16 protein-coding genes are annotated in these 12170 nt (G+C 50.2%); 6 read left to right on the plus strand and 10 right to left on the minus strand.

Translation table 11 applies throughout. The annotated features are described in order from the left end of the window. Positions 1-8 precede the first annotated feature (8 nt). From AC07WB_RS07905 to AC07WB_RS07920, 4 genes are all read right to left on the minus strand, one after another. The gene (locus AC07WB_RS07905; RefSeq protein WP_345826843.1) at positions 9-260 is read right to left on the minus strand and encodes a hypothetical protein; all 252 of its coding nucleotides are present in this window, start codon (positions 258-260) and stop codon (positions 9-11) included. A 209-nt stretch (positions 261-469) separates the two neighbouring features. Then, positions 470-1732, minus strand: coding sequence for a translesion error-prone DNA polymerase V subunit UmuC (gene umuC / locus AC07WB_RS07910; protein ID WP_345826842.1), 1263 nt, complete (start codon positions 1730-1732; stop codon positions 470-472). Further along, a complete protein-coding gene (gene umuD / locus AC07WB_RS07915; protein WP_097094165.1) occupies positions 1732-2154 on the minus strand; it encodes a translesion error-prone DNA polymerase V autoproteolytic subunit in 423 nt (140 codons plus the stop codon). Before umuD ends, umuC begins: the two co-directional genes overlap by 1 nt. Before the next feature lie 172 nt (positions 2155-2326). After that, positions 2327-2839 carry a GNAT family N-acetyltransferase gene (locus AC07WB_RS07920; protein ID WP_345826841.1) on the minus strand — a complete coding sequence of 171 codons (513 nt, stop codon included), beginning with the start codon at positions 2837-2839 and terminating at the stop codon, positions 2327-2329. A 428-nt stretch (positions 2840-3267) separates the two neighbouring features. On the opposite strand from AC07WB_RS07920, the gene AC07WB_RS07925 reads away from it, so the two are divergent. The 4 genes from AC07WB_RS07925 (at position 3268) to AC07WB_RS07940 (ending at position 4789) form a co-directional block, all read left to right on the plus strand. After that, on the plus strand, positions 3268-3546 hold the full coding sequence (locus AC07WB_RS07925; protein WP_097094163.1) for a hypothetical protein: 279 nt from the start codon (positions 3268-3270) through the stop codon (positions 3544-3546). A gap of 211 nt (positions 3547-3757) precedes the next feature. Next, complete coding sequence (ycgZ, locus tag AC07WB_RS07930) at positions 3758-4003, plus strand: regulatory protein YcgZ (RefSeq protein WP_097094162.1); 246 nt, start codon at positions 3758-3760, stop codon at positions 4001-4003. Between the two features lie 164 nt (positions 4004-4167). Next, on the plus strand, positions 4168-4458 hold the full coding sequence (locus AC07WB_RS07935; RefSeq protein ID WP_097094161.1) for a hypothetical protein: 291 nt from the start codon (positions 4168-4170) through the stop codon (positions 4456-4458). Positions 4459-4522: 64 nt separating this feature from the next. Further along, positions 4523-4789 carry a biofilm development regulator YmgB/AriR family protein gene (locus AC07WB_RS07940; protein WP_097094160.1) on the plus strand — a complete coding sequence of 89 codons (267 nt, stop codon included), beginning with the start codon at positions 4523-4525 and terminating at the stop codon, positions 4787-4789. Between the two features lie 36 nt (positions 4790-4825). Here AC07WB_RS07940 and AC07WB_RS07945 read toward each other — a convergent pair whose 3' ends face one another. The 6 genes from AC07WB_RS07945 to AC07WB_RS07970 form a co-directional block, all read right to left on the minus strand. Further along, entirely contained in the window at positions 4826-5029 is a 204-nt protein-coding gene (locus tag AC07WB_RS07945) for a hypothetical protein (protein WP_494940282.1), read from the minus strand. A 162-nt stretch (positions 5030-5191) separates the two neighbouring features. Continuing rightward, the gene (locus AC07WB_RS07950; RefSeq protein WP_320204453.1) at positions 5192-5455 is read right to left on the minus strand and encodes a hypothetical protein; all 264 of its coding nucleotides are present in this window, start codon (positions 5453-5455) and stop codon (positions 5192-5194) included. 99 nt (positions 5456-5554) lie between these two features. After that, positions 5555-6364 carry a hypothetical protein gene (locus AC07WB_RS07955; protein WP_097094157.1) on the minus strand — a complete coding sequence of 270 codons (810 nt, stop codon included), beginning with the start codon at positions 6362-6364 and terminating at the stop codon, positions 5555-5557. Next, positions 6365-6562, minus strand: coding sequence for a hypothetical protein (locus AC07WB_RS07960; RefSeq protein WP_097094156.1), 198 nt, complete (start codon positions 6560-6562; stop codon positions 6365-6367). Between the two features lie 185 nt (positions 6563-6747). After that, complete coding sequence (gene fucO / locus AC07WB_RS07965) at positions 6748-7899, minus strand: lactaldehyde reductase (protein WP_097097549.1); 1152 nt, start codon at positions 7897-7899, stop codon at positions 6748-6750. 251 nt (positions 7900-8150) lie between these two features. Further along, entirely contained in the window at positions 8151-8441 is a 291-nt protein-coding gene (locus AC07WB_RS07970; protein WP_097094155.1) for a hypothetical protein, read from the minus strand. A gap of 555 nt (positions 8442-8996) precedes the next feature. Between AC07WB_RS07970 and otsB the strand changes: the two genes are divergently transcribed. Further along, the gene (otsB, locus tag AC07WB_RS07975; RefSeq protein WP_400455507.1) at positions 8997-9785 is read left to right on the plus strand and encodes a trehalose-phosphatase; all 789 of its coding nucleotides are present in this window, start codon (positions 8997-8999) and stop codon (positions 9783-9785) included. Beyond that, on the plus strand, positions 9782-11221 hold the full coding sequence (gene otsA, locus AC07WB_RS07980) for an alpha,alpha-trehalose-phosphate synthase (RefSeq protein ID WP_345826839.1): 1440 nt from the start codon (positions 9782-9784) through the stop codon (positions 11219-11221). The genes otsB and otsA overlap by 4 nt, the downstream gene beginning before the upstream one ends. Positions 11222-12170: the final 949 nt, after the last annotated feature.

Raw genomic sequence — 12170 nt, forward strand, 5'->3', positions numbered from 1 at the left:
TCTCTGGCTTATTCCACCGTCGGCAGCTGATAGTTGATATATTGACGAAGCGCTTCGTGCATTTGGCTATTTAGCTCATCCTCTAACCCGCGCTCTTCATATTCTTTTGCTAGCTGAATGATAACCTCATCATATTTTCCCTTAAAGGTGATGTTATTTACCGCAACTTGCTTGATCATCAGTTCGCGCAAGGCAGCAACTTCGATTTCCAGCCTGTTTACGTTCTCTTCAAGTTCTTTCACTCTCTCTTCACTCGACATACTGCCTCCGGGTGTTAATCAAATTTAACGGTGTAGGGGAAGGATGATATCGCCAGAATATCGCATTGGCCTGTTATTAATTCAAGGGAAAGGAAATGGTTAACGTTACCTTATTAACAATTTGCATTGGCTGGTAATAACCCATTCATGAGAAATAATTGGCCTCGATTATTTAGCGATAGGCGTCAATAAAGCGAAGCGCATCAAGGTTACTTTGCCACGGGAAGATCGGATAAACGTGTTGTATATGCCGGTGAAAGCATCTCACGCTTCATTGCCCAGGGCTTCTGGATACCCTGTCCGGCAAACCATAACGCACCGCGCTGGTGGGCGTTCATCTTGTCGATCAGTGCCATTAGCTGCTCGCTGTTGTGACGCGGCTGATATTCGGCAAACAGGTCGAACTGCGCCACGCCATCGCTGAAAAAATCCCCCAGCATCACGCCGCCTTTCATGTAGCGCTTACCGGGAACCCAGATGCGATCCAAACAGTTGAGCGTCGCTTGAATGATGTCACGACTATCGGCAGTTGGCGTAATAAGCGTCTGGCTAGCGGCATTCGCATAATAGGGATGATGCGGATCGTGTGGGCTGGTGCGAATAAAGGTGCCAATATGGCGACAATATTGCCGCTCGCTGCGCAGCTTTTCGGCGGCGCGGGCAGCGTAATTGGCAATAGCCTCGCGCATATCGTGATAGTCGGTAATGCGGTCGCCAAACGAGCGCGAGCACAATATATTTTGCCGATTCGGGACCACCTCATCAAACGCCAGGCAAGGCTCACCGCATAATTCACGTACGGTGCGCTCCAGAACCACGCCGAAGTGTTTGCGGATCAACGCTGTGGGCGTTTCAGCTAACTGCAGCGCGGTATCAATGCCCATGAGATTGAGCTTTTTCGATAAGCGGCGACCGACACCCCATACCTCTTCAACCTTGACCCGCTTCATCAATTCACGCTGGCGCAGCGGTGCGGAAAGATCCATCACATTCTCGGCTTTGGTCCAGCGCTTGGCGGCCCAGTTGGCCAGTTTGGCGAGGGTTTTGGTGGGGGCAATACCGACCCCCACGCGCAGATGCGTGTCCTGATAGATGCGATCGCGAATATCCCGCCCCAGCTGTTCTAGCGTCATACAGGCGTCGATGCCGGTGACATCAACAAAGGCTTCATCAATGGAGTACTCGTCGACGCGTGTGGAGATCAGCGCCAGCGTCTCCATCACGCGCCGCGACATATCGCCATAAAGCGCATAGTTGGAGGAGAACACCACCACGTTATGGCGCGTTAACTCTTCGCGATGTTTAAAGTAGGGCGCACCCATTTTAATGCCGAGCTTTTTGGCTTCTTTACTCAGCGAAATAATACAGCCGTCGTTGTTGGACAGCACCACAATCGGTTTGCCGCGCAGATCCGGGCGAAACACGGTTTCGCAGCTGGCGTAGAAAGAGTTCACGTCCACTAAGGCGAACATTAGCGGCCCAACGTTTTGATCACGTGTTTGACGATGCCGAAGACTTCGAACTGATCCACATCGGGAATGGGGATGATCGCATGGGCCGCATTCATGGGTTTGAGGTGCAGGTAGGGCCGCAGCATAAGTTGTTTGACGGTGAATTCACCCGAGAGAGAGGCGACCACAATATCGCCGTGCCTGGGCTTGGGGGAGCTGTCTACCACCAGCAGGTCCCCCTCCGCAATACCGCCTTCAATCATGGAATCACCGCTTACTCTGATGAAGTAGGTTGAACTGGGGTGATCCACTAAAAAGTGGTTGAGGTCGATGCGCTGTTCAACGTAGTCCTGAGCCGGTGAGGGAAAGCCACAGGGCACCCGACTAATGAATAAAGGGAAGTCTACAATGGCGCGGATTTCCGCGGGCTGATAAAACTGCATGGCTGCGATCTCAAATTATTACTGTATGTGTATACAGTAATATCGAGTGGGCAGGTTGATCAAGCCAGTACCGGCGACTATCTGCAAAACACTTGGCAGGAAAGGGAATTTAATTTTAGTGAAAGTCCGCGGCTTGCCCATGCAGAGGCAAGCCATAAACGGGATACGAAGGCTAAATCATCATCCCCAAAATCTGCAGCGTGCTCTGCTGCGAAGCGGTGATGAATGGAATGTCTTTGATGTGTTGCATGCCGAAGGCTTCATAGAACTTACGTGCGCGGACATTCTCGCCTAATACTTCCAGCCACAAGTAGCCTTCGCGCTTATCGCGTGCCTCATTAATAATGCTCTCGAACATCCATCTGCCGTAATTCTTGCCGGTTTCTTCCGGGTTGAGATACAGCTTGTTCAGCAGTGCGCCGCTCATGCCTGAATCCGGTACCGGTGTGTTCCAGGTGACTTTGGCAAAGCCAATGGGTTTGTCCGTCTCGGCGATAAGCCAGCTCTCATTCGGTGCGGCCAGACTGCTGGCAAGCTCGATGAGGCCGTACTCTTTGTCGATAAAGGCATCCAGTTCTTCTGCGGAAACCCACATATGCTTGAAATGCGCACTGTAGGTCATGCGTCCCAGCTGGTGCAGCAGCTCTGCATCCTCCGCCTGGGCTTTACGTATGGTGAACTCCATGCCAGCTATCCTTTCTCATTCTTGTTATTAACCTTATCGTCGGTCATCACAATCATGACCGAAGGGCACTTACCATAGCGTGTTAGTAACAAAAACCCAAGAAAACAGGCGATTACTGTTAACAAATGCGCGCAGCAACGGCGTCGATCTTTATCTTCTTACTCAATGACCCGATAATACCGTAATGCCGAACAGTTAAGCGCCGTCTCACATCACCGCACCTTCCGTAGCGGCGCGATTTATCGCGCAATACATTGCGCCGCTACAAGGTGTGCTCTCGGTAATGAGGGTTTTCATGTCTTAACTGACAACCATTACCCGATAATACCGCAGTATCGTTGCAGCACGCGCTGCGTAAGGCGGGAAGCCGATGATCTATAGTTAACACTGAGAAGCAAGCGTAAGCCCATATTCTCAGGAGGTAAAAGATGTCAGATTCGCAACCTAAAATTATCGGTGAAGCGGCCTACGCCTTGCTGGTACGTCGCGAGGAAGTCAACGTCTACTCGCTGCTGGCCGAACTTGCGCGCATGTCGGAAAACGAGAAAAGTCGTCAGCGGCTGGAGCGCATTGCGCATGCCCGCCAATGGTTAATGGCGCATCGTCAGCCGGCAGAAAGCGATAATCGCGCCCATTCGGCGTTACGTGGCCTGAGTCGACAGGAAGGGAGCGTTAGAATGCCCTCTGCGGATGGAGACGACAGTTGACGCCACAGGGCTCACGCGCCGGTCGCTGCCGGCGCTGGGCTCACGAATTTGGAAATAATAAGTTTCCAATTATCCGAATCCGCTCCCATTAGCACTTTTTGCAACAAACACCCCCGTATAAGTTCAGTAAGCTTTTTGTACAGCTTTAGATTAACCTGTACAACTTTCATTAGGTCAGCTGACCTAACATTTTAATTTATTGGGGTCAATTATGCGTCAGAACGGATATACGCCAAGTTCAGTCGAGGCCATTGCCAACTATTTCAGCAAAGCGTCTCTGCCATCGCAGCAAGAAACATTAGGACAGGTCGTGGTCGAAATCCTGCGTGAAGGACGTAATCTGAACCGCAAATCGCTTTGCACCAAGCTTCTGCGCAGACTTGAACTCGCTTCCAATGCGGAAGAAGAGCACCATTATCATCAGTTAATCGGTCTGTTGTTCGAACGTGAAAGCTAAGAACTGATTTGACGTCCAGGTTGTACAACTATAAGACTTTACTCTGATAACGCACTTCCTTGTGTATGACCTGCGACAGGCTGTACTGCGCTACACTGACTTGTGTAGCGCACCCATTTTGCCGTGTGCCGGGTTGAGGGCGAAGCGGCATTCAGAGATTCGTTATGAATAGAAGTGAATACCAGAAAATAATCGATGAAATAATCGGGGAAGCGGCGCTAGTGCTGTTGCAAAAGGCGGGGCCGGTAAATACTCAAGCGCTGATTGATCAGCTTATATGTATGAAAGAGCAGAGCACCGACCACGAACAGCGTGAAGCGATTATCGCCGCTATTACCGATGTGCGTAACAGCATCCTGGCGGGTAAGAAACTGCGGGAAGAGCAACCAAACAGGGACAATGTTCTGCCGCTATTTGGTGATAAGGAACAGTCTGGCAGCAACCGCAAGCATTAAGCGTTTGCCTCGTGTTTAGTGAATTATCATTTGAACGTATCGCTATCAGTACGGGACTGGAATCATGTCGGAAAATCACGACCTCTACTCTGCACTGCCTGACATTGAGTTGGCAGAGCATTTTCGCAATGCAGACAGCAGCCTAAAGCATGAATCGGCAGTATTGGATAGAGTTATTCGCCACGTGCTGGCCACCGAAGGGCGCGTCAGTAATAAATCGATCATTCTCTGCCTGATTATGGCACTGGAATCTGCGGATACCGATGCCGAAGGCGATATCCTGCGTAGAACGCTGGAAATCGTTGTGGGCTATACGCCAGACGATGCCTGATAGTTGATTTTTGTCCCCCCAGCCGTGGGGGGCAATTTAGTGCATCATACCTGCCAGTAACCGCATCGCGGCATCGCACAGGCGCTGCAATTCTTTATCCTTTGTCCCTGACTTCATTACATGAAGCGATAAAGAAATATCATGCGCTTTGAAAACGCGCTCCTCCCTGATGAACTCCGCGACGGCCATACCGATGAGCGCATAAAGGTCCGGTGTTGGACGGTTTTCATCTCTCAACATCACCTCCGATGCTTGTATATATATACAGTCTGGCATAGGGAAATAGGCGGCGATACCTTTTTCGTGCGTTGTGTTGAGGGAAGGAATAAATAAGCGAAGCGTTAATTAGGCGATAATGTTTGATAAATGCGCGGGTTAAGCCAAAATATTAGCGTGAAAAATTTACTCTTTTTTCAATAGCGCCGCTTTCTGTTTCGCTCTATCAATGTTAAATCTGTGTAACCAGGTGCGAAACTGCTTCAGCTGGGCTTGTGAGGAGCTTTCATTAGAAAGCGTGCAAATATAAAGCTGACTCTGCGTATGATTATTCATACCCAGCGCATAGAATTCACTTTTATTTTCACGGTGTTGCAACTCAATTCCCGTGAAATGCATTTCTTTGCGCAAATGCAGAATAGCTTCGAACTTTTTAAAGTCCATCATCATGCCCTTATTATTCTAAGTTGATAGCAAGAGGAGCTGGCTTCATATAGCGTAAACCTATGCAGAGAGTAAGCCAGCACATGTTGAACTGAGTCGCTTAAATCACGGATAGCCACGTTTCGCGACGGATCGCTTCAGCCATTTACGTTTACTCCCGCTTTGCTTATCCATCGCTAATGCGCTGGCGCTGGCAGGATCAAAAAGTGACAGGCTTTCTATCTGGTGCACCATAATCACTTTACGAAATTCCAGCGCGCTTTTCGGCGTGGAAGAGAAATCAATACTGTGATTGTGGTACCACTTACTGTAGTTATGCTCGATCGCCAGATTCAGCGTACGGGCGTCGCGATAACCGCTGAGCATCGGAATCAACACAATATTTGCCGTGTTGGCATATTCGAACGTAGCGGCATGAATCATACCAATATATATACGCTTTGATTTCAGCGTCACCCAGGCTAATTCACCTTCTTCCATGCACTGCAGTAATAGCTGCTCAATGCCATTAGAGCGCGAAAGTCGCTGATAAAGCTCTTTGCGGCTGCCCGGATTAAGGCGTGCGCTGACAGCCCAGTTAGAGCGATACATACAAAACAGAATGGCGAAGGCCAGCATCAATACGACCGGTGCCTGAATGCCTAAAAAACTCCAGGTCATGAAATCGACATTCCAGTGAACATTCTCCATCGACGACAGCGCAAAAGCGTTGTTCACCCCCGATGCGATAAGCAATATGAGCCAGATTATTCCCGTTGCCAGCACGCCTTGTAGCACAAATATGCAGCCATAAAGTGCAATCAGAAAATAGACATCCCAGCCGAAAGAACGCTTAATCTTTAAGCGACTCGACATATCACGACTGGTATACCAGTAGCCGCATACCATCATGACCATAAATATTGCGGTACCCATTTAAATATCCTTCAACGTCATGACATGCTGAGCAAAATCGCGCTGTACTTCAGGGCTCAATGCATTTACCGAGGCGTTACCATCTTCATCGATAATTATTCTGTCGCCTTCCTGTATCGATTCCTGAATATCCTGGCGAGTCATCACTTGCACCAGCGCCTCTGGACTACCGAACATAGACGTTAAAAAACCAAACATAGCGAGGGATCCTTTTATTCATGCCAACACAAACTATGGCACATCCCTCGACGGCTACGCGCTTAAAGGCGGCGTGATGGATGATATCGGTAACTTTCCGGATTAATCTGCCAGCAGGTAATAAAAACGGAGAGGAATAAATAGACAGCAGCCATAATAAATTACAGCTGCTTTTATTTTTGCGATCAGAAAAGCTCAAGATAGAGTGATTTAATCATCTCAACGCTACACTCACGCGGATTTCCACCGGTGCAAATATCGTCATAGGCGGCCGCGGCCAATGCTGCGGCATCCTCCACCCGCATACCGATATCGCGTAATTTGAGCGGAATACCGATGTCACGATTGAGGCGGGTCACGGCGTCAATCGCCAGCGTACGCGCCTCCGATAAGGAACATTCATAGGCGCCTTTGATACCCAGCGCATGCGCGATATCGCGGTATTTCTCGCCGGTATATTCCGCATTGAAAGCCATAATATGCGGGAGCAACACGGCGTTGGCGATACCGTGCGGTGTTCCATAAAAAGCGCCCAGCGGGTGCGCCATGCCGTGTACCAGCCCCAGTCCGACATTGGAAAAGCCCATACCAGCAATGTATTGCCCCAGCGCCATATCGGCCACGCCGGCTGACACACCTTTCACGGAATCACGCAGCGAACGGCCAATAATCTCAATCGCTTTGAGATGGAACATGTCGGTCAGTTCCCAGGCGCCGCGGGTAATAAATCCTTCAATGGCGTGGGTCAGTGCGTCTACGCCGGTTGCCGCTTTCAGGCTGGCTGGCATGCTGGCCATCATGTCGGGATCGATAATAGCGATCGCCGGGATGTCATGCGGATCGTAGCAGACAAATTTGCGTTTCTTCTCTTCATCGGTGATGACGTAATTGATCGTGACTTCTGCAGCCGTGCCGGATGTGGTGGGCACAGCAATAATTGGCACCGAGGGATGGCGCGTGGCGGCACCACCTTCCAGCATGCGCACGTCGGTAAATTCGGGATTAGCAATCATCATACCGATGGCTTTGCAGGTGTCCTGCGGCGAGCCACCGCCCACGGCAATCAGATAATCCGCGCCCGCACGGCGAAATGCAGTGACGCCTGCGTGTACCACTTCTACGGTTGGATTGGGGATCACGCGATCATAAACCTCATAATCCAGGCCGTTTTGCGCCAGCAGGTCGGTAATGCGGGTGGCGACAGAAAACTTGATCAGATCTTTATCCGTGACCACCAGCGCTTTGGTAAAACCGCGCTTGTTAATCTCATCAACGATGGCGTTGATAGCACCCGAACCAAAGTAAGCCGTTTCATTGAGGATCATTCTGTTAATCATGTTAATTACCTTCACGTAGATGCCATATTTGAGTTTTTTTGATTAAAATCATCAAGATAAAATGATTTAACCCTATTTAGATCTACGGGGTAAAAGGGATGTTTATATTGCGTTTCCTCAATAAAAGCGCTGTTTCCCGCCTGCTGGACTGGCGACGCGCAAGTGAGAGGAAAGTAACGGAGAGTCGAAGAGTGCGCAGGGCGGAAATGGCGAAAGGCTGCCAGCGATGCAGCCAGCGTTGGCGGGGGCGATCAGGAACCTAACCGCATATTCTCGGCGCGTTTTGCGGTGTCATAAACATATTGCAGCATGGGTTCCAAATCGGTATCGGGGCCGGAACTGATAATCTTGCCGCGCAGCCACTCTATTTCGCTGGTGATATCCGGAGGGAAAATGGTGTTGTTCTGCGCATTGCGCAGCCACTTAAGCAGAAAGTTATTCTTACCGCGTACGCCACCCGACTTTTTCGTTTTGGCATTGATTTTCAGCGCAATCAAAATGCAGTAATAGAAGTGAACGCGTTGGCTGTAGTTTTGCGGCATCATTTTCTACCTCCCACCCTGACATGGCCAAAATGTGAAGTTGATCGGTTTTCCACCATCCTGATTCCTGCCTGAAGTCATCTCAATGCGCTGATTTATGCTCTCAAGAGCCGTAACTCCGCACTGTGACCGCGCGGTAGACGCACCATATGACAATCTTTGCCGCCGAATCAAGTCGGCTTAATCTGGGAAATATTTGCCGGCATTGTGGTGTCCGACGCGATTGCGGCAGTCATAAAACTAAGCGAAGCGCCTGAAAAGCCACGGACGCAATTTTTTTCCTGCCTGAAGCTTAAAACGGCCACTTATCCTATAGCGAAGCCGTATGCATCTGGCAATATCGTGATCTACGTCTACACTTAAAGCTGACGATGTTCGCTGTCAGGTTGCCATGTGAGTCCAGATCATGTTTGTTTGTGGGGAGTTAACTATCGAAATACCGTGTTGTCGGCAAAATCTCCTCGCACGCCATTCTGCGGTTTTTAACCGCCTCTCTCATTCAACCTGTCTCCGAACATCCACAGAAGCGAAACCCCAGGATACAGGAGGAGAGTCGTGACCCCCGCGGTTAATCAGAACAACACGTTGCCGTCGTTGAGCGGCGGACTTTATGCCTTCTTTTTTGACGTCGACGGTACGCTGGCGGCGATTCAGTCGCAGCCCGAGTCGGTTTCAATTCCCGCCTCGGTTCGCCAGCACCTGCAACACATTTCCAATCTTAGCCACGGCGCGTTAGCACTGGTCTCTGGACGCCCGATTGCGCAACTGGATGAACTGGTTGCGCCACTTGAAGCGCCAGCGGCCGGCGTGCACGGCGCTGAGCGGCGTGATGCCAGCGGACGCGTCCATCGTCACAGCTTGCCGGGCGATATCGCCCATACCTTGCAAACTGAGCTGCAGCAAACGCTGGATCAATGGCCCGACACCCTGCTGGAAGTCAAGGGTATGGCTTTCGCGCTGCACTATCGCAATGCGCCGCAGTACGAAAACGCCATTATGCAGCTGGCGGAAGATGCCGTTGCACGTTTTCCCGAGCTGGCGCTTCAGCCAGGAAAATGTGTCGTAGAACTGAAACCGCAGGGCATTGATAAAGGTGCCGCGGTGCGTGAGTTTATGCAGGAAGCCCCGTTTATCGGACGTATTCCGGTATTTGTGGGAGACGACCTGACAGATGAAAAAGGATTTCTCGCGGTGAACGCGATGCAGGGGATTTCTGTCAAAGTCGGTGAAGGTGCCAGCCACGCACGCTATCGTCTGAACAGCGTTGAGGCAGTGTGGCACTGGCTTGAACAACTATTATTACAACTAGAACATGACAATGTTGGTAAGGAGTTTAGGTTATGAGTCGTTTAGTCGTCGTATCTAACCGTATCGCTATTCCCGATGGCAGCAAGGCCAGCGCAGGCGGACTTGCTGTCGGTATTTTGGATGCACTGCAAGATACCGGAGGATTATGGTTTGGCTGGAACGGAGAGATTAGCGAGTTCTCTGGTGAAGATGAGGATGAAGAGCTCACGCAGCTCGAGCATAACGGAATTACCTACGCGTCATTGCCGCTCAATCAGAACGATTACGATCAATATTATCTCCAGTTTTCGAATACCGTGATTTGGCCGGCCTTCCACTATCGCCTTGATCTGGTTGAGTATCAACGTGAAGCCTGGGACGGTTACTGCCGGGTTAATACCTTACTGGCGCAGCGCCTAAAACCGCTGCTGCAGCCGGACGATATTTTGTGGATCCACGATTATCATCTGCTGCCGTTTGCTGCCGAGCTACGTAAACTCGGCATTAATAACCGCATTGGCTTCTTCCTGCATATTCCGTTCCCGACGCCAGAGATCTTCAACGCTCTGCCGCCGCATCAGGAGCTGCTGGAGATGATGAGCGATTACGATCTGCTGGGATTCCAGACAGAATCCGATCGCGTTGCGTTCCTCGATAGCCTGAGCCAGCTAACGCAGTTGCAGAATAAAGGTGAGAAAAAGCACCGTGCCTTTGGCAACACCTTTATGACCGAGGTGTATCCCATTGGTATCGAACCGGACACCATTAAAGAGATGGCTGAAGGACCATTGCCACCGAAGATGGCCGCGATGAAACGCGATCTGGGTGATTTGCAAAATATTATTGCCTGCGAGCGTCTGGACTATTCAAAAGGTCTGCCAGAGCGTTTTCTGGCATACGAAGCTTTACTGGCGAATTTCCCGCAGCATCGCGGCAAAGTGCGTTACTCGCAGATTGCGCCAACCTCACGCGGTGATGTGCAGGCGTATCAGGACATTCGTCACCAGCTGGAAACCGAAGCGGGGCGCATTAACGGTAAATACGGCACCTTGGGCTGGACGCCGCTTTATTATCTCAACCAGCACTTCGATCGCCGCCTGTTAATGAAGATCTTCCGCCTGACCAACGTTGGCTTGATAACGCCATTACGTGATGGGATGAATTTGGTGGCGAAGGAGTATGTTGCGGCGCAGGACCCCGATAACCCAGGCGTACTGGTGCTGTCGCGCTTTGCCGGTGCGGCGCAGGAGCTGACGTCCGCGCTGATCGTTAACCCTTACGATCGTGATGACGTAGCGGCCGCGCTGGATCGCGCCTTGACCATGCCGCGTACCGAGCGTATTTCGCGCTACAACGACATGATGGCCGTGTTGCGCAAACAGGACATTTCACATTGGCGTGAAAGCTTCCTGAAAGATCTGAATACCTTGCCGGTGCGTAGTGAAGATCACGGTACGGTAAATAAAGTCGCTACCTTTCCCAAATTAGCGTAAGACAGACCCTTTGGTCATGTAGGGCCGCCAACAATGGTGTAATGCTCGTCAGTTAAGCATGAATCGGTCACCATTAATGGTGACCCTACGTGGATATCGCCGGGTTTTCGTAGGGTGCGCATTCATGCGCACCTGCATAAACAGGCATTTTTTTGCTTAAGTGAGCGGCATTACGCCAACAATGGTGGCTCTACACGCATCGCATACTCCACAAACCACTAGCTCTCCATTTGCAGCCTGCCACTTTATTAGCCTGAATCGTGTCCTGCTGCCCGCTGTACTGCAAAGCGTTTTCACGCGCCACCATAACCTGACGAAATCGATTTCATTTCTTAATGCCGTAATGGGCTGACACATCAGAAAAAAAGCACATTTTGGTTAAAAAGCAGGCAGTCAAACGGCAAAAAGCGCTTTTTTTTGTCGCAACCCTAAAGATTCGTCGTGGCACGCCGATAGTTATCGTGAGATAAACCGCAAATCCGCTGATTCATTCATTTCTCTAATGTAACGCTCTGTTACATACCCTGTCGTACGCTAAACACTCCCTACGATCTACTGACAGTTCCCTGGCGCAGCGCGCCCAGTCTTCACGCTTCGCTTGCGGCATAGTAATGGTGCTTGCAGGCAATATTCCCTGTAAGTGATTAATTTAGAAGCGAATAATTTCGCTCTGTTTCGGAGTATTATCCTGCATATAACGGCTATTACAGCGGGATATAGCACTAATAGTGCAGATGGGCAGATAACTGATCGTGTGGTAATGGCAATCTCCGGCAGAGACTAAAACCGGTGACGCGTCGATGAAATATTAAGGAAACAATTCGAATTCGTACAAAAAACGCACAACATAAAAGCGATGCTGAAGGTTTCAGAAAAAAATTTGCCTTAAAAGTGTGACACAGATCACACTTTATCTAAAATTTCGCGCCACTCACGTTGTATGTCGAAA

This window comes from Pantoea sp. GW821-FHT03E06 (genome assembly GCF_059420725.1).